The organism is Formosa agariphila KMM 3901 (assembly GCF_000723205.1).
Taxonomy (GTDB): domain Bacteria; phylum Bacteroidota; class Bacteroidia; order Flavobacteriales; family Flavobacteriaceae; genus Formosa; species Formosa agariphila.
The window spans coordinates 4011172-4030138 of sequence record NZ_HG315671.1 but is presented as its reverse complement, the minus strand read 5'-3'; the positions used below and the strand labels follow the sequence as shown (position 1 = coordinate 4030138).

17 protein-coding genes are annotated in these 18967 nt (G+C 33.8%); 14 read left to right on the top strand and 3 right to left on the bottom strand.

Features of this window, described 5'->3' with window-relative positions:
- Positions 1 to 217: 217 nt before the first annotated feature.
- The 3 genes from amaB to BN863_RS16975 all read left to right on the top strand — a co-directional run bounded on the left by amaB (position 218) and on the right by BN863_RS16975 (position 3423).
- Positions 218 to 1774 (top strand): L-piperidine-6-carboxylate dehydrogenase, encoded by a 1557-nt coding sequence (gene amaB / locus BN863_RS16985; RefSeq protein ID WP_038532606.1) that lies wholly within the window; start codon positions 218 to 220, stop codon positions 1772 to 1774.
- A 189-nt stretch (positions 1775 to 1963) separates the two neighbouring features.
- Positions 1964 to 2881, top strand: coding sequence for an OmpA family protein (locus BN863_RS16980; RefSeq protein WP_038532605.1), 918 nt, complete (start codon positions 1964 to 1966; stop codon positions 2879 to 2881).
- Between the two features lie 29 nt (positions 2882 to 2910).
- Positions 2911 to 3423: a hypothetical protein gene (locus tag BN863_RS16975; protein ID WP_038532604.1), complete on the top strand. Its 513-nt coding sequence runs from the start codon at positions 2911 to 2913 to the stop codon at positions 3421 to 3423.
- 227 nt (positions 3424 to 3650) lie between these two features.
- On the opposite strand, the gene BN863_RS16970 is transcribed toward BN863_RS16975, so the two are convergent.
- Both BN863_RS16970 and BN863_RS16965 read right to left on the bottom strand, forming a co-directional pair.
- Complete coding sequence (locus tag BN863_RS16970; RefSeq protein ID WP_038532603.1) at positions 3651 to 4784, bottom strand: ATP-binding protein; 1134 nt, start codon at positions 4782 to 4784, stop codon at positions 3651 to 3653.
- 2 nt (positions 4785 to 4786) lie between these two features.
- Positions 4787 to 5539 (bottom strand): SDR family NAD(P)-dependent oxidoreductase, encoded by a 753-nt coding sequence (locus BN863_RS16965; protein WP_038532602.1) that lies wholly within the window; start codon positions 5537 to 5539, stop codon positions 4787 to 4789.
- A 249-nt stretch (positions 5540 to 5788) separates the two neighbouring features.
- On the opposite strand from BN863_RS16965, the gene BN863_RS16960 reads away from it, so the two are divergent.
- The 11 genes from BN863_RS16960 to BN863_RS16910 all read left to right on the top strand — a co-directional run bounded on the left by BN863_RS16960 (position 5789) and on the right by BN863_RS16910 (position 17806).
- A complete protein-coding gene (locus BN863_RS16960) occupies positions 5789 to 6790 on the top strand; it encodes an AAA family ATPase (protein WP_038532600.1) in 1002 nt (333 codons plus the stop codon).
- Positions 6791 to 6895: 105 nt separating this feature from the next.
- Positions 6896 to 7759: a DUF58 domain-containing protein gene (locus tag BN863_RS16955; protein ID WP_038532599.1), complete on the top strand. Its 864-nt coding sequence runs from the start codon at positions 6896 to 6898 to the stop codon at positions 7757 to 7759.
- A gap of 16 nt (positions 7760 to 7775) precedes the next feature.
- Positions 7776 to 9461: a hypothetical protein gene (locus BN863_RS16950; protein WP_038532598.1), complete on the top strand. Its 1686-nt coding sequence runs from the start codon at positions 7776 to 7778 to the stop codon at positions 9459 to 9461.
- Positions 9461 to 10465: a vWA domain-containing protein gene (locus BN863_RS16945; protein WP_038532596.1), complete on the top strand. Its 1005-nt coding sequence runs from the start codon at positions 9461 to 9463 to the stop codon at positions 10463 to 10465. The genes BN863_RS16950 and BN863_RS16945 overlap by 1 nt, the downstream gene beginning before the upstream one ends.
- 3 nt (positions 10466 to 10468) lie before the next feature.
- On the top strand, positions 10469 to 11506 hold the full coding sequence (locus BN863_RS16940) for a vWA domain-containing protein (protein ID WP_038532595.1): 1038 nt from the start codon (positions 10469 to 10471) through the stop codon (positions 11504 to 11506).
- A complete protein-coding gene (locus tag BN863_RS16935) occupies positions 11503 to 12435 on the top strand; it encodes a tetratricopeptide repeat protein (RefSeq protein WP_242404049.1) in 933 nt (310 codons plus the stop codon). The genes BN863_RS16940 and BN863_RS16935 overlap by 4 nt, the downstream gene beginning before the upstream one ends.
- A 25-nt stretch (positions 12436 to 12460) precedes the next feature.
- Entirely contained in the window at positions 12461 to 14233 is a 1773-nt protein-coding gene (locus BN863_RS16930) for a BatD family protein (protein ID WP_038533844.1), read from the top strand.
- A 1-nt stretch (position 14234) separates the two neighbouring features.
- Positions 14235 to 14984, top strand: a complete 750-nt coding sequence (locus BN863_RS16925) for a tetratricopeptide repeat protein (protein ID WP_038532593.1) — start codon at positions 14235 to 14237, stop codon at positions 14982 to 14984.
- Positions 14985 to 15027: 43 nt separating this feature from the next.
- Positions 15028 to 15327 (top strand): hypothetical protein, encoded by a 300-nt coding sequence (locus tag BN863_RS16920; RefSeq protein ID WP_038532592.1) that lies wholly within the window; start codon positions 15028 to 15030, stop codon positions 15325 to 15327.
- Positions 15328 to 15398: 71 nt separating this feature from the next.
- Positions 15399 to 16991: a SulP family inorganic anion transporter gene (locus BN863_RS16915; protein ID WP_038532590.1), complete on the top strand. Its 1593-nt coding sequence runs from the start codon at positions 15399 to 15401 to the stop codon at positions 16989 to 16991.
- A gap of 188 nt (positions 16992 to 17179) precedes the next feature.
- Positions 17180 to 17806: a carbonic anhydrase gene (locus BN863_RS16910; RefSeq protein ID WP_038532588.1), complete on the top strand. Its 627-nt coding sequence runs from the start codon at positions 17180 to 17182 to the stop codon at positions 17804 to 17806.
- A 71-nt stretch (positions 17807 to 17877) separates the two neighbouring features.
- Here the strand turns inward: BN863_RS16910 and BN863_RS16905 are convergent, their stop codons facing one another.
- Positions 17878 to 18960, bottom strand: a complete 1083-nt coding sequence (locus BN863_RS16905; protein WP_038532587.1) for an HmuY family protein — start codon at positions 18958 to 18960, stop codon at positions 17878 to 17880.
- Between the last annotated feature and the right edge of the window lie 7 nt (positions 18961 to 18967).

Here is an 18967-nt window from a genome sequence, read left to right as displayed (position 1 = left end):
GACTCTAAGAACAGTCCGTTCTCTTGGAGTGGTATGTATAAAAATCAAGATGTTTCTACATCAAATTATAGTATGTAGTTAGTATAGATTCTCAAATATTTACTGAGCACTTCACGTTAAAAATGTTAGCTTTTATTTATTGTATCTGTCTGATATAAAGCGTTTTTAAATTAGTATCTTAGTAGAAATAGATGGTGTAATTTATAAAAACTACAAAATGAAATCGGTTGCTGCTAAATTCAAAATTAAAAACGTTCTAAAAGAATTAGGCGTTAAAAATACAAATGAAGGAACGTCTACTGGAAAAAACAACTTTTCAAGTAGTGATGTAAGTATTAAAAGTTATTCTCCGGTTGATGGAGAATATATTGGTTCTGTAAAAATTACTACTAAAGACGATTACGAAAAAGTTGTTGAAACTGCACAAAATGCATTTAAAGTTTGGCGGACAACTCCAGCACCTTTGCGAGGAGAAATTGTACGTCAGTTTGGTAATAAATTACGTGAGAGAAAAGAGGCTTTAGGGAAGCTCGTGTCTTACGAGATGGGTAAAAGTTATCAAGAAGGATTAGGGGAAGTTCAAGAAATGATAGATATCTGCGATTTTGCCGTGGGATTATCAAGGCAACTTCACGGGTTAACCATGCACTCCGAACGTCCTGGACATCGTATGTACGAGCAATACCATCCGTTAGGTATTGTAGGTATTATCTCAGCTTTCAATTTTCCTGTAGCTGTTTGGGCTTGGAACACAGCTTTGGCTTGGGTTTGTGGCGATGTGTGTATTTGGAAACCGAGTGAAAAAACACCATTAACAGGTGTTGCTTGTCAAAATATTGCTGCCGAAGTATTTGCGGATAATAATCTTCCAGAGGGCATATCGAATGTTATATATGGCGATCAGCATGTTGGTGGTTTATTAACAAAAGATGTGCGAGTGCCTTTAATTTCGGCAACAGGTTCCACAAGAATGGGAAAAATTGTGGCTCAAGATGTGGCGGCACGATTAGGTAAATCGCTTTTAGAGTTAGGCGGAAATAATGCCATAATTGTTACGCCAGATGCCGATATAAAAATGACTGTTATTGGGGCGGTTTTTGGAGCTGTTGGTACTTGTGGACAGCGCTGTACGTCTACACGACGTTTAATTATTCATGAAAGCATGTATGATCAAGTTAGAGAAGCTCTAGTTAAAGCCTACAACCAACTAAAAATTGGAAATCCATTAGATGAAACGAATCATGTTGGGCCACTTATCGATTTAGCAGCCGTCAAAATGTATGAAAATGCTTTGGTTGCTGTAGAAAAAGAAGGCGGAAAGAGTGTTGTAGTTGGAGGTGTTCTTGAAGGACAAGGTTACGAAGGTGGATGTTATGTAAAACCAGCAATAGTAGAAGCTCAACCTCATTATAAAATGGTTCAGCATGAAACTTTTGCGCCTATACTATATTTGCTTAGATATTCTGGAGATGTTAGTAATGCTATCGAAATTCAAAATGCTGTGGCACAAGGCTTGTCGTCGGCAATTATGACAAATAATCTTAGAGAAGCAGAACAATTCTTATCTGTAAATGGTTCCGATTGTGGAATTGCAAATGTAAATATAGGGACGTCCGGTGCTGAGATTGGTGGTGCATTTGGAGGCGAAAAGGAAACTGGTGGCGGACGAGAGTCAGGTTCCGATGCTTGGAAAGTGTATATGCGTAGACAAACAAATACAATAAATTACACGACAAATTTACCACTTGCTCAAGGTATAAAATTTGAATTATAGATGAGTATATCTATTTAAAAGAGAAGCGTTTTTCAGTAATATGAAAGGTGCTTTTTTAGTTTCTAATGCATTTTTTTATTCAATTTATGGTCTAAAAATATGCAGTTAAGTATTTACTTTTTTTTTATTGAAAAAACTTACATAAAAATTCAATACCTTAAGGGTCACTAATTTAAAAACCTTTAACCAATGAGCAAAAAAGCAGTTTACCTATTGGGTATTTTGTTAACCATCATTCTTGGAACAATTTTGTATTGTAACCTCTGTACAACATGTTGTGTCCAGGAAGAAATTGTAGCAGAACCTGTGGTTGTAGAACCTAAAGCGGCCACTATGAACCCGTTTCTATTAAATGATTCTAATGGAGATTTAAAACTTAATGTTAACGATAACATTAATTTTAAAGCGTCGGGAATTACTATTCTTACACCCATTTCTAGTAGTGTAGAAAATGCAATCGATAGTCTTAAAGTCTATTTAGACGCCAATCCTTTAAAAACTATAGGGATTACGGGACTTTACACCAGTGAAGAAACTAATAACTCTGCATTTCCAAATTTAGGTTTGGCAAGAGCAAATGCTGTTAAAAATTACTATGTTTCAAAAGGTATTTCTTCTCAACAGATTGACACGTTTGGAACATTGCAAGATAGCATGATTCCTGATCAAGATAGTGTGTATTACGGGCCAGAAAACTACTCCATTTCTACACGTGATGAAAGCGATAATTCGCATCTAGATGCCTTACAATTAATTAAAGATGAAATTGAAGCGAATCCATTAGTTATGTATTTCGATACCGCAAAAGCATCTATAAGTTTATCTGCAGAACAACGTGAAAAAGTGGCTAAAATCTCTAGGTATTTAGATAAAGTTGAAGGTGCTACAACAACCATAGTAGGTCATACAGATAATACTGGTAATGCAGATAGTAATGTGGTCTTAGGGCAGGAGCGTGCAGATTTTGCAAAATCTTACTTTATAAGAAATCATATTCCTGAAAGTAAAATTACAACACTTTCTAAAGGGCAAACAGAGCCTATCGCAGATAATGATACAGAAGACGGTCGTGCTAAGAATAGAAGAACTATAGTAATATTAAATTAAAAAACGTTTAAACTTAAAAAATATAAATTATGAATATGTGTATATTAATTCCAGCAATTGTAGGCCTACTTTGTGCTTTGTTAGGGTATTTTCTTGGAAAATCGAGCGTTAAAGAGGTAGACGAAACATTGTATACAAGTAAAATCTCAAAATTAGAAACCGATTTAAAAGCGTGTAACTCTAAACTAGGTGCGTTAAAAATGCAAGATAGTAGAATGGCAGCCGCCATGAGTGCACCATTATTAGTCTTTAATGCAGCAGAAGCTAAAGCCATCTTTGGAAAACTAATTAAAGAAAACGATTTAAAAATTATTGAAGGTATTGGTCCAAAAATTGAACAATTATTTTTTAATGCAGGTATTACAACTTGGAAAGCACTTTCTGAAACATCGGTAGCTAAATGTCAAGAGGTGTTAAATGGAGGAGGCGAAGCCTTTAAGGTTCATAATCCAGGGACATGGCCAGAGCAAGCAAAATTAGCTTACGAAGGACAATGGAAAAAACTGTTAGAATGGCAAGATATTTTAGAAGGCGGAAAATAATTCTGTTTAGAACATAAAAAAAGAAAACCACCTATAAAATAGGTGGTTTCTTTTCTAATAAATAACCTTAATTTCAATGCCAATCTTTATTGGGAGAAATAAGGTTAATATTATGATAATGACTAATAGCACAACAAATATATTGCTTAATAGGGATTGATTTATCTTATTTATATAGTTGGTACTAAAAATTACATAAATGGTATGTAATAATGTATAGTTAAATTCTAACTGTATTTTACTTTTCTTAGGATGCGCATTGCTTCTTTGTAAAGGAGATAAACTTCTAAGGTGTAGGATTTAAGGTAGGGCTTGGCTTCTTCAAGTTTATTCAAAGATTCAGGGAAATCATTAAGGTAGCATAACAGGTAAGTTGCGGGTAAGTTTTTAATATCTTTTTCTTCGGATTTATTAAGTGAAAATCCTTTTTTTAATTTTTCGAGAATAGTATTATTGCTGTTGTAAATATGGTGCAATACCTTCTTGTCATATTGCGGTGGCTCAAACAATAATTTGGTGTTTATTTGGTAGCTCGCATTGTCTTTAAAACTGATAATAGTTTCTTCTAAAGGGTAGTAATTATAAGATTGTTGAAGTCCTAAATGGACATACTCAATAATGTTAAAAGAGTCTTCGGTAATGCTAATTGAAACTTCGTCTAAGGTTGAAAAAAACAATCTAACCTGTTCGTTAATCAGTTCAATATCTACTCTAGAATAGTAAATGTTATTTTTTACGATTTTTCGTTGTCCGGCCCAACACACCACAAAGTATTCTTTAAAAACAAGATATTCAGGATTGTAATCCTTTCTAGAATTCATAAAGTCGAACACGCCATTTAAGGTGTATTCTATGTTGTTTTGCGCATGATTTTCTATGGCTTCAACAATCTTAGAGTTTACATCTTTAAGTTCAATGTCGAAAGCTTTAGGCATGCTAATGCTCCCGTCTCTAAAAAATACCGAACCGCCGTAATATTTCCAAATATTTTTTCGGAGGGATGTAATTTTGTTATTCGATCGTATGGTAACTAACCCAACCACCTTATGACCTGGTAAATGCGGAAACGGAATGTTCTCGTATTGAACTATAGGCGGATTAGTGAGGTATGCGTTTATTAAATTCTGAATTTTACTATCGTCGAAGAAGTCTACGCCTATAATTTCATTCGTATCATCTTCAACTCCAATTACAATAAACGAATTGTTTTTAGGGTTGCTGTTAGAGAGTGCACACACATGCTTTAAAAACTTAGCTTTCCCTTCTTTTTCGCTAATATTAATTTTACGCTTTTTATCGTAAAAACTATTTTCGTCGTTATGCGCTAATAGGTTTTTTATAAGAAGACGTTTATTAATCATTTTTAATCCTTTTTTACTATCGTTGAATTGGCTTGAGCGGTAGGGAACACGAGTAAATCTGCAATATTAACATGGTAAGGTCTGCTAATTACAAAGTAAATAATTTCGGCAATGTCTTCGGGTTGCAAAGCATTAAAGCCTTTGTATACTGTATTAGCTATTGGGTCGCCTTTAAAACGCACCTGAGAAAATTCTGTTTCAACTAAACCAGGATTTATTGCTCCTACTTTTATACCATGCGGATTCATGTCTATACGCATACCTTCGGTTATGGCTAAAACAGCATGTTTACTTGCGCAGTATACATTACCTTTTGGGTAAACTTCTTTTCCGGCAGAAGAACCTATATTAATAATATGTCCAGATTTACGAGCTATCATCTTAGGTGTTATGGCTTTACTAACATATAAAAGTCCTTTTACGTTTATGTCGATCATAGCATCCCAATCTTCGGTATCTCCATCCTGAAAAGGGTCTAAACCGTGAGCATTACCTGCATTATTAATTAAAATATCGATGTTAGAGAATTCTTCGGGTAAAGAATTAATAGCATCCATAGTGGCTTGTTTATTTCGAACATCAAAACACAAGGTGTGTACATCGGTGTCTTTTTCTAGGGCCTTTTTTACAATGTCTAAACGGTCTTTTCGGCGTCCGCATAAGACTAGTTTTATATGGTGTTTTGCAAATTCGTGAGCAGTAGAACGGCCAATTCCACTTGTAGCTCCTGTAATTAATGCTATTTTAGTATTCATTTTATGCTGTTAATAGGTGTAAATTCAACTATAAAAATACTTAATACACTTTAATAAATGGGATGTTTGTGTTGTTTATTGTATAAATGTCAAGGTTTTTAATTGATATATTTTGTTTTTATCACCTTAAATCTTAATTATTGTATAATGTTTAATTTTTAACCAATTATTAACAGCTATACACGGAAAATTTTAACAATTTGCAAGGCGTTAAAATGCTGAATAAAATAGAGTTTTAAAACAAAGAATATGGATAGTACCAGTACAGTTGATATTAAGTCAATCAACGAAAAGATTGAAAGAGAAAGTGCTTTTGTAGATTTACTTACGTTAGAGATGAACAAAGTAATCGTTGGGCAAAAACACATGGTAGAACGTTTACTTATTGGGTTATTAGGACAAGGGCATATCCTTTTAGAAGGGGTTCCTGGATTAGCAAAAACATTAGCGATTAATACATTGTCTAAGGCTATCGATGGTAGTTTTAGCCGTGTACAGTTTACTCCAGATTTATTACCTGCAGATGTTGTTGGTACATTAATTTATAACATTAAAGAGAACGATTTCTCGATTAAAAAAGGTCCAATTTTTGCAAACTTTGTACTTGCAGATGAGATTAACAGAGCGCCGGCAAAAGTACAATCGGCTTTACTGGAAGCGATGCAGGAGAAACAAGTAACTATTGGAGATGAAACCTTTATTTTAGATAAGCCATTTTTGGTAATGGCAACACAAAACCCAGTAGAGCAGGAAGGAACGTATCCGTTACCAGAAGCGCAAGTCGACCGTTTTATGTTGAAAACTGTTATCGATTATCCTAAGTTAGATGAAGAGCAACTTATTGTTCGTGCTAACTTAAGAGGAACTTACGAAACCGTAAATCCTGTGGTATCTGTAGAGCAAATTATAAGAGCGCAAGCTGCAGTTCGTGAAGTGTATATGGACGAGAAAATTGAGAAATATATACTTGATATTATTTTCGCAACACGTTACCCAGAAAAATATAGATTAGCAGATTTAAAGCCGTTAATTTCTTTTGGAGCATCGCCTCGTGGAAGTATTAACCTAGCTACAGCTGCTAAATGTTATGCCTTCATTAAGCGTCGTGGTTATGTTATTCCTGAAGATGTTCGTGCCGTTGTTTACGATGTGTTACGTCATAGAATTGGAATTACTTATGAAGCTGAAGCCGAAAATGTAACGTCTGAAGATATCATTACTAAGATTGTAAATGAAATAGAAGTACCATAATCCCATCCTAAACCCTTCATAGAAAGAAGGGCTTTAAAAGGGTGAATAAAATTTTAAATTTTAAAATCTTTTCTCCAATGGAGAGAGGGTTGGGAAAGAGGAAAAATGGATACTAAAGAATTACTTAAAAAAGTACGAAAAATTGAGATTAAGACACGCCGACTGTCTAATCACATTTTTGGAGGAGAATATCATTCTACCTTCAAAGGTCGTGGTATGACGTTTAGTGAAGTGCGTCAATATCAATTTGGAGACGATGTTAGAAATATAGATTGGAATGTTACCGCGCGTTACAACGAGCCTTATATAAAAGTGTTCGAAGAGGAGCGTGAGTTAACTATGATGCTTATGGTTGATGTTTCTGGATCGGAATGGTTCGGGACAGAACAGCAATTTAAAAATGAAGTAGTTACAGAAATAGCCGCAACATTAGCATTTTCGGCAACCCAAAACAATGATAAAATTGGATTGGTGTTGTTTTCAGATACCATCGAACTTTACATTCCGCCAAAGAAAAGCCGTTCGCATGTATTGCGTATAATTCGTGAACTTATAGAATTTAAGCCAAAAAGTAAACAAACTAATGTTGCTGAAGCGTTTAAGTTTTTATCGAGTGTCTCCAAAAAACGTGCAATTGTTTTTGTGCTGTCAGATTTCATTTCAGACGATTATAAGCAGACTTTAAAAATCGCAGCTAAACGTCACGATGTTACAGGAATTCGCGTGTACGATAAGAGTGAGGAAAGTATTCCAAATTTAGGTATGGTACATATGCAAGACGAGGAAACTGGCGAGTTAATGTTAGTCAATACATCGTCTAAAACGGTAAGAACAAATTACAGTAAATATTATCAAGAAAAAGTAAACTATTATAAAGACAGTTTTGCAAAATCTGGAGCTGGAACTATAGATTGTCGTGTAGACGAAAGTTATGTGAAAAAATTACTTGGCTATTTTAAACGCAGATGATAATCTTAAATAACTTATGAAAATTTTTAAATTCCCAATATCGAATCGCTTCAAGAATAGCTTATGTTTACTAATTGTATTCAGCATATTCTCGAGCTATTCGTATGCACAAGATATAACATCAGGAATCGATTCTACTTCAGTAAAAGTAGGCGCGCAAATTACATATAAAATTGAAGTTGAGGTAGATTCTACTAAGCTAGTCGTGTTTCCAGAAGGACAAACTTTTGCGCCTTTAGAAATGATACATTCGTATCCTGTAGATACAACTAAGCGTGATGCTAAATTCAACTTAATTAAGAAATATGGTTTAACGCAATTCGATTCTGGACAGTATGCTATTCCGATTCAGAAAATTGTAATTGGCGATCAAACATTTCAGACCGATTCTTTAAAGGTTGAAATTAGAGACATTGTTGTAGACTCTACCAAGCAAGGACTTTACGATGTAAAGTCGTACATACAAGTCGAGAAAAAGAATAATAACTGGTGGAGATTACCACTTTATATTTTATTAGGACTAATCATATTAGGTGCTATTTTATACTGGTTTTTATGGCGTAAAAAACCATTGACAGAGGAAGAAGAGATTGCATTATTACCACCTTATGAACGTGCAAAATTAGCACTTCAGAAATTAGATGATAGTCAGTTTTTAGCACATTCAGAAATTAAAGAATATTATTCTGAATTGACATTAGTACTTCGTAAATATTTAGATGAAAAGGTTTACGATAAGGCTCTAGAAAGTACCACCGATCAATTAATAAGCCGTTTACAATTACTAAAAGAAGGTAATCAAATAGATTTTAGTAAAGAGACTATTAAAAATATTGAAAGTATTTTAAAACGTGCCGATTTAGTAAAGTTCGCTAAATCTGCTCCAGACGTCGAGTTAGCTGCATTAGATAAAAAAACTATTGCATTAGAAATTGATCATGTTAAGGAAGTCCTTCCAGAACCAGATGAAGAAGAAAAGTTATTAAACCAGCAGTATAAAGAAGAACAAGCGCGTAAAAAGAAGCGTAAGAAAATCATGATTTCTATAGCTGCCGGACTTGGTTTAATTGCTTTAATATTTGCAGGATTTGCTATGAAATATGGCTTCAATTATACCAAAGACACTATTTTACGTCACGATACTAAACAGTTATTAGAAGGACAGTGGGTAAAAAGTTCTTATGGTTTTCCTCCAATTACCATAACAACACCAGAAGTGTTAATGCGTTTAGAAAGTCCTGTTCCAGATGAATTGAAAGAAAAAATTCAGGTTACTAAGTTTGGTTTCGGCACCATGTCTGATGCGTTTAGTGTAAATGTTACTACACAAAAATTTGCGCCAGAAAATCCACAAGCACAACAAGGTGGTCAGCAGCCACAGCAAAAACCAGCAGCAATAGACTTAAATGAAGCTTCAGAACGTGCTATACAGCAATTCGAGCTTAATAAAGTAACAGATATAACGGTGAAACGCGATAAGTTTACAACACCAAATGGGGCAGAAGGTTTAAAAACGTATGGAAACGGACATATTCCTTTGGCGAATTCAGATAACTATATCGCTGGACATTATATCATGCTTCATTTTACAGCAAATAATGTATTACAAGAAATTATAATTACATGGAAAAACGACGATGTGTATGCCGAAGAAATGGCAGAGCGTATTGTAAATTCCGTAGAACTAAATAAAGCAGAATAATGTTTGAGGGTATAGAATTTTTAAACAAAGAAGTATTCTGGTTGCTAGCATTGTTACCAATAGCATTGGTATGGTATCTTTTTAAGCAGAATAAGCAAAATGCCGAGCTTAAAATGTCAAGTATTAAGGGGTTTAAAGTAACTAATTCGTGGTTGCCAAAATTAAAACATCTCTTATTTGCTTTACGTTTGTTGGCATTAGCGTTATTAATTACCGCTTTGGCAAGACCTAGAACTGTAGATGTGTCGTCTAGAACAAATACTACAAAAGGTATCGATATTGTAATGGCAATAGATGTTTCGGCAAGTATGTTGGCAAAAGATTTAAAACCTAACCGTTTAGAGGCTTTAAAAGAGGTTGCTGCCGATTTTATTAAAGAGCGTCCAAACGACAGAATTGGTTTGGTAGAATATGCCGGAGAGAGTTATACAAGAACTCCAATTACTAGTGATAAAGGAATTGTTATCCGTTCTCTAGAAGATATTAAGTATAATAATATTATAGAAGGTGGTACTGCAATTGGTATGGGATTAGCAACTGCTGTAAATCGATTAAAAGACAGTAAAGCAAAAAGTAAAGTAATTATTTTACTTACCGATGGAGTTAATAACTCCGGTTTTATAGACCCTAAAATTGCTAGTGAAATGGCCGTGGAATTTGGTATTAAAACCTATACAATTGGATTAGGTTCTAACGGTATGGCATTATCTCCAATAGGAATTTTGCCAAATGGAACATTTCAATACGGTCGTGTTCAAGTAGAGATAGACGAGGCGCTTTTAGAAGAGATTGCTAACGTAACTGGAGGGCAGTATTTTAGAGCTACCGATAATCAGAAACTAGAAGAAATTTACGGAGAAATTAATAAACTGGAAAAAACAGATATAGAAGAGTTTAAATTTTATAATTACGAAGAGAAATACCGCCCATTATTACTGTTGTCAGGTATGCTATTGTTACTTGAAATTTTACTACGTTCTACAATATTTAAAAGTTTTATATAATAGATGTTTCAATTAGAAGAAAAAATATGGTTTTGGGCACTGTGTGTCGTTCCGGTGATTATCGTCATCTATTTGATGCTTCAGTTATGGAAACGCCATGCTCAAAAAAAATTCGCCGATAAAGCACTTTTAAAACGATTAAGTCCAAATCGTTCGGTATTTAAATCGGTTTTAAAATTAGTAATTATATGTCTGGCTTTTGCATCTTTGGCAATTGCATTAGTAAATCCTAAAGTCGGGACAAAGTTAGAAACGGTTAAGCGAGAAGGTGTAGATATTGTTTTTGCTGTAGATGTCTCTAAAAGTATGCTAGCCGAAGATATTGCACCAAACAGATTAGAAAAGGCAAAACAATTGGTAACTCAGATTATTAATAATCTGGCAAGCGACCGTGTGGGAATTATCGCTTACGCAGGAAAAGCATTTCCGCAATTGCCAATTACTACAGATTATGCTTCGGCAAAAATGTTCCTTCAGAATATGAATACAGACATGATGTCGTCTCAAGGAACCGCAATTAATGAAGCTATTAATTTGGCAAAAACATATTACGACGATGCTGAGCAAACAAATCGTGTGCTTATTATCATTTCAGACGGGGAAGACCATAGCGAAGTTGCTGCACAGGTTGCAGAAGAGGCCGCCGAAGAAGGTATTAGAATCTTTACTGTTGGTGTTGGAGATGTAAAAGGTGGACCAATACCTATTAAACGTAATGGCATTGTTATGAATTATAAAAAAGATAACAATGGAGAAACTGTTATAACACGATTAAATGAAGAAACACTTAAAAATATAGCGAACGAAGCCAATGGTGTTTATATTAATGGTAGACATACAAATACGGTGGTAGAAGAAATTCGCGATATTTTAAACGGTATGGATAAAACAGAATTTGAAGCTAAGCAAATAGCCGATTTTAAATCTCAATTTCAGTGGTTTATCGGATTAGCAATTTTACTTCTGTTTTTAGATATTTTCTTGTTAGATCGTAAGACAGGGTGGTTAAAGAAGTTAAACTTATTTAACGAAAACTTATGATAGAAAACGCTAAAAAAATAGTAATATTCAGTGATTTTGGAGTATTTGTTATGAAACCTATTGTATTAATTTTTATTGCATTTTTTACAGTATCGTCTTATGCACAAGACGACAATGAAGCGCTTGTTGAAGCAGAAAGATTATCTAATAATTTTGTTTTTGAAGGTAATGCGAAGGTGTTAGAAGAGGATTATATAGCTGCCGAAATGGAATATAGAAAAGCTATTTCTGAAGCAGAATCGAATGTTTCTGGAATATATAATTTAGGAACGTCGTATTTTAAAAAAGGAAATTTAGAAGAGTCATTATTTCGATTACAAGAAGCAGCAAATAAGTCTACAGATAGAAGTGAAAAACATAAAGCGTTTCATAATATCGGAAATATTTTAATGCAGAATAAACAATGTAAAGAAGCTGTTGAAGCGTATAAAAATGCATTGCGAAATGATCCTACAGACGAAGAAACGCGATATAATTTTGGTCTAGCTAAAGAATGCGCTAAAGAGCAGGAAGAGCAAAACGAAAATAACGAGGACGATCAAGAAGATAATAAAGATCAGAATCAAGATAATCAAGACGAAAACGAAGATCAAAACCAAGATCAGGAGGACCAAAAAGACCAAGATAAACAGGACGAAGGCGACGATAAGGATCAGGATAAAGAAGATGAAGGTGATCAAGATCAAGATAAAGGCGACGAAGAGGAGAATGAAGATGGTAAGCCTAAAGACGATAAGCAAGATCAAGGTGAAGGCGATCAAGATAAAAAAGAACAGCCCCAGCAGCCAAAGCCTCAGCAAGGGCAAATGTCGCCACAGCAAATTAAAAACTTGCTAGAAGCGATGAATAATCAAGAACAAAAAGTTCAAGAAAAAATGAATGCAGAGAAACAAAAAGGGGAACGCATTCAAACCGATAAAGATTGGTAATTTTGTTTTGAGAATGAATTTAAACATGAAAAGGATTAAACATATAAGTATAGTTTTAGTTTTACTAGTTTCTAGCGTAACCTTTGCACAGGTTAAGTTTGAGGCTAAAGTGAGTAAAACTAAACTTGGAATTAATGAGCGTTTAAGAGTAGACTTTGAAATGAATAGAGATGGAGATAATTTTAATCCACCTAGTTTTGCAAATTTTAAAGTTGTTGGAGGACCAAATCAATCTGTAAGTAAATCATGGGTAAATGGGGTGTCTCAATTTTCTAAAAAATACTCTTACTTTTTAGCACCTACAAGTCAAGGAACTTTTACGTTAAGTCAGGCCTCTATTGAGGTCGACGGCGAAGTGTATAAAACTATTCCAACTAAAATCACAGTAACTTCTGCGGTAAGCAAACCTCAAGATGGTAACAATGCCGATTATGTGGCGTCAGAGAATATTCATTTGGTAGCCGAGGTTTCTAAAACAAATCCGTATTTAAATGAAGCGATTACAGTGGTTTACAAACTGTATGTATCGCCAAATACTGGGGTTAGTAATTGGCGCGAAATAGACAATCCGAAGTATAGCGATTTCTGGAGCCAGAATATAGATGTAAAAGGGTTACAAGTAAAGAACGGAACGTATAAAGGAGAATCTTACCGTTATGTAGAATTGCGTAAAACGGTATTGTATCCTCAAAAAACAGGAAAACTTAAAATAGAACCTTTAAGTTTAGATATAACAGTAGATGTACCAACAAATAGACGTGATATTTTTGGAGGCCGATTAATGACACAAGTTCATAAAACGGTTTCTGCTGGAGAGCGTACTATTAATGTAAAACAACTTCCTGAAAAAGGCAGACCAGACGATTTTACAGGTGCGGTAGGAGACTATGATTTTAAAGTTACAACCACTAAAACCGAGTTAAAAGCATCGGAGTCTTTAAACTTAAATGTTGAGGTTTCTGGAAACGGAAACTTGAAATTATTTGAATTACCAAAAGTGGTTTTACCAAGTTCTTTAGAGGTTTACGAGCCAGAACATAACGAAAAAGTAACTACAAATTTAAGAGGTATGCAAGGGCGCATTTCCGATAATTATACGGTAGTGCCTCAGTTTAAAGGAAAATATCCTATACCAAGCATCTCGTTTTCATATTTCGATTTAAAAACAGAATCGTATAAACGTATTTCTTCAGAAGAGATTGTGGTAGATGTTACCCAAGGACCTAATAATGCCATTGCTGAATCTCAACCATCTGTTAGCGGAGAGAATAAACAACCTGTAGTTTTAAACAACGACCAATTTGCATTTATTAAAACCAAAACCACACTAGAGAGTAATAAACCGTCTCATTTCTTTAAGTCGAAATTATTTTGGAGCTCTTTATTGGTGCCATTTTTAATGATTCCATTAGCTATGGTCTTTAGAAAACAAAAAGCGGTTAGAGATGCAGATGTTACCGGAAATAAAATAAGAAAAGCAGATAAGTTGGCTAAGAAGTATTTGAGTGAGGCTAAAAAAGCTTTAGGTCAAAAAGAAGCTTTTTATGTTGCTTTAGAAAAAGCGCTTCATAATTATTTAAAAGCAAAACTTAATATTGAAACTGGCGATTTAAGTAAAGATAAAATACAGAACCTTTTACTTGCTAAAGAGGTCGACCAAACAGTGGTTTCCGATTTTTCATCCATACTTGAAAGTTGTGAATTGGCACGTTACACGCCATCTACGAAAGTTAGCATGCAACAAGATTACGATAAGGCAGCAAGTACCATTTCTTTAATAGATAAACAAATACGTTAATATGAAAGCAGTTTTATACATACTAATGATTTTGTTAAGTAATTTTACTTTTGCTCAAGAGCAATCTCTTTTCGAGCAGGGTAACACACTTTATAATGAAGGTAAATATGCTGAGGCTATAGATAAATATCAAGCCATACTAGATAGCAACATGCAGTCTAGCGAGGTGTTTTTTAATTTAGGAAATGCCCATTACAAGTTAAATCATGTAGGCCCGAGTATTTATTATTTTGAAAAAGCATTACAGTTAGCGCCTCGAGATAAAGAGATAAAAAACAATATCGCTTATGCGAGAAACATGACCATAGATGCTATAGATGTAGTTCCAGAAGTAGGTATTTCTAAACTCTTAAAAAACATTACAAATGTTATGAGTTTCGATGGTTGGGCTATAACAACCGTAATCTTATTTATTCTATTTGTAGTCTTATTTATTAGTTACTATTTCGCAGAATACACAAATAAGAAACGTGCGGCTTTTTCAAGCAGTATCATCATTTTAATTGTAGGTTGTTTCACTTTATTTTTTGCATTTCACAATTATAATCAACATAAAAAAGATAATCCAGCTATTATTTTTGCTCAAGAAAGCCAAGTTAAAAATGAGCCTAACCTAAGTAGTCCAGAGGCTTTTAAGCTACATGAAGGAACAAAGGTGCAAGTTCTTGATACTGTAAATAACTGGAAAAAAATAAAACTCTCCGACGGAAAAACAGGTTGGATTTCTAGTGCAGATATTAAAGTCTTATAGTTATATTTGCAGTAAACTTATAGTTCTTCAATGAAAATATTATATGTATAAAACCTTTATTTCTTTATTTCTTACTATGATTTTTGCGATGCTAATTTCGGCACCAACGGTCATATCTATTCTAGATAAAGATGTAGATGTATCCATGTTTTATAACATTGCTGAAGAAGAGAATAGTAAGGAAACGGTTAAGCTTTATGAATTAGAACTTAAATCGCATCCAGGTTTAAACGACTTAATTGGTTACTCAGACCATGATAATACGTTTAGTTTTTACCTTAATATTAATTCTCAATTCGAATTAGATAACTTTTCCCCACCCCCAGAAGTAAGCATAGTATAATACGTTTTAATGGTCTGATTTTAAGTAGTCAGACTGCATATTTATTTTAAATATTAAAGCAAATTTTTATTATGTTTAAAACATTGAAAAATGATTTTCCGGCAAGTATTGTCGTGTTTTTCGTGGCTTTACCTTTGTGTTTAGGTATTGCTTTGGCGAGTGGAGCGCCGTTGTTCTCTGGAGTTATTGCAGGGATAATAGGAGGTATAGTAGTAGGATTTTTAAGTGGCTCTAAAATTGGAGTGAGCGGACCTGCAGCAGGATTAGCTGCAATTGTTTTAACTGCCATTGGTACGTTAGGAGGTTATCAGAATTTTTTAGTAGCAGTAGTTTTAGCAGGTATCATTCAAATTATTTTTGGAGTTTTAAAGGCCGGTGTTATAGCATATTATTTCCCGTCTTCAGTTATTAAGGGGATGCTAACTGGTATAGGAATTATTATTATTTTAAAGCAAATTCCAAACTTTTTTGGATATGACGAGCAATCGTCTTGGGATTTCGAATTCTTCGAGATAGATGGAGGTAATACCTTTTCAGAACTGTTTAATATTATTAATAATGTCCATCCTGGAGCCGCTTTAATTGGGGCGATTAGTTTAGCTATTCTTTTATTATGGGATAATGTGTTAGCTAAAAAGAGTAAAATCTTTACGGTTATTCAAGGGCCTTTTGTCGCTGTAGTTTTAGGAATTGTTTATTATAATTTAACCAAAGGTCACGATATATTATCTATAGGCCAAAGCCATATGGTTAATGTACCTGTGCCAGAAGATGCAACTTCCTTTTTTAATCAATTTAGTTTTCCAAATTTTAGTGCAATCACCGACCATGGTGTGTGGATTGTAGCCTTTACAATAGCTTTAGTTGCTAGTTTAGAAACGCTATTATGTGTAGAAGCATCAGATAAAATTGATCCAGATAAAAATGTCACGCCAACCAATAGAGAGTTGTTAGCTCAGGGTATTGGTAACATCGTGTCTGGTTTAATTGGAGGTTTGCCAATCACCCAAGTTATTGTTAGAAGTTCAGCTAATGTGCAATCTGGAGGTAAAAGTAAATTATCAACTATTTTACATGGATTCTTATTATTAATCTCTGTTATTTTAATTCCTACGTTGTTAAATATGATTCCGTTGGCTGTTTTAGCGGCAATACTATTAATTGTAGGTTATAAATTAGCGAAACCTGTTTTATTTAAACAAATGATTGATTTAGGTTGGAAACAATCAGTACCATTTTTTGTGACTATAATTGGTATTGTATTTACCGATTTATTAGTTGGTATTGGTATGGGACTTGGTGTAGGGATTGTAATTATTCTGTTAAAGAGCTATCAAAACTCACACTTCCTAAATATGGAAGATAAAAGTAATGGAAAACCAAAAGTGAAAATGACTTTAGCAGAAGAGGTAACTTTCTTTAATAAAGGAGCTATTTTAAAAGAATTAGATCGTTTACCAGATAATTCGAGTTTAGAATTGAACCTCTTAAAAACACGTTATTTGGATTATGATATTATAGAAATACTTGAAGATTTTACTCACAAAGCAAAAGAAAGAAACATCGATATTACTTTAATTTCTAAGCGTGGTGTGGTAGAGAACCCAGAGAGTTATATCGCATTCTTTAAAGAACGTCCTAAGTCTAATATCAGTTTAAGCTAAACATTATATGCGATTTAAAGCACATAAATGTGCAAAATAATATACTTTTAGGAGTATTTAATTAGAGTATTCTAGAGTTTAAAAAGTATTAAAACAAACTAAATAAAGGTTGTTAAGTCGGCCATAAAAGAAGGGATTTAAAATAAAATCTCTTGATTAAATTTAATAGAATTATAAAAATATAAGTTATGGTATTAAAAAATGTATTTAAGAATAACGAAAAGTGGATTAAAGATAAGTTAGCTACTAACGAAAACTATTTCGAAGATTTACGTCACGGGCAAACCCCAGAATTTTTATATATCGGGTGTTCAGACAGCCGTGTAGATGCAGAAGGTTTAATGGGATTAGAATTGGGACAAGTTTTTGTACATAGAAACATTGCGAATATGGTGCCTAATACCGATTTAAATGTGATGTCTGTTGTAGATTATGCCGTAGATCACTTAAAAGTAAATCACGTTGTGGTTTGTGGTCATTATGGTTGTGGTGGTGTTAAAGCCGCTATGCAATCGGCAGATTTAGGTTTATTAAACCCATGGTTAAGAAACATTAGAGATGTATACCGAATTCATGCAGACGAATTAAATGCTATTGAAGATGAAGATAAAAGGTATAATAAGTTAATCGAACTAAACGTTCAAGAACAATGTGTTAACCTTATTAAAACATCTGCTGTTCAAAAAGCGATACGTAATAGAGCGATGCAAGTTCACGGATGGGTATTCGATATTCATACTGGAAAATTAATCGATTTAAAAATTGATTTCGATGCTATTTTAGAGAACATCAGACAGATTTATCATTTAGATTAATTAAAATCTATTTTATTAAAAACAACAAAAGCCACTCCTAGAGTGGCTTTTTTAATCTGTATAGAATGGATTTATTGTAATAAACTATACACAAATTCAGGATAACCACGAACTCCAGATTCGTTAGTTAAAGCTAAAAATTTAAGCTTATAATAGTTACCATTAGCATCTTGAACGATGTAAAATACCGAATCCTTAAGCGACGGTAAAGAACTTGGACCCCCACCATTTCTCCAGCTACTACCAATATTACGTTGGTCATTTTCGAATAGTGTAGAATTAACATCGTCTAATGTAAACGTATCGTAAGTTAACGTTGCTTCTTCATTATTAATTAAATATGCTTTAGCATCGGCTTTTAAATTATTTGCAACAAAATCTGTATAGCCGTAAGAACCATATCCCTGAATCTCATTAGTAAAAACGGTAAAGTTTAAATCCCATTCAGATTTCTTAGGTTCTACATCTACTACAGTTTCAGTATTAAAACTAAAGAATGTAAAATTGTAATCACTATTTTTTGAAATTGTAATTTCTTGATGTGTGGTAGCATTTAAATCAGCATATTGTAAAACATAATCATTCCCAGATTTTGTAATTTTTATTTTTTTCCAACCTCTAGATTCACCTGTAACGGCAACACTTCCTGTAGCAGCTGATTCATTAGAAAGTCCGAATCCTAAGTTTAAAAGGTAAACATTGTTATTGTCTTCTGTAACTTCAGCAATAGCAGTGCCCGATAAATCTCCATTAGGAGCATCTACAAATGCTATATTTTCTGCAGCATATGTACCTACAGCCACTTGCTCTTGTAACGTTAGTACTTCAGTGTTGTCTTCAGTAACGGCATCAATATCTGTAGCAGATAAAGCTGCAGTTGCCATATAAATAGAACCGTTTAACACAACTCTAAATTCTGTCCCAGAGGAAAAACCTAAATCCCAAGAATCACGAGCAATTTCAGTTGTTGTATTGGTACTTAAATCGACATAGACTTGGTTTGGTTCGTTTGCTCCACCAAGATTTGGAGTTACGGTAGCGCCGTCAATTACGATTTCTATAAGATCGGTTGAGTTATCGTCGTTACTTGAGCAGCTTGATAATCCTAATATACTTAGGCAGGTAAAAAGAGTTAAAATTTTGTTGATTTTCATAATTAAA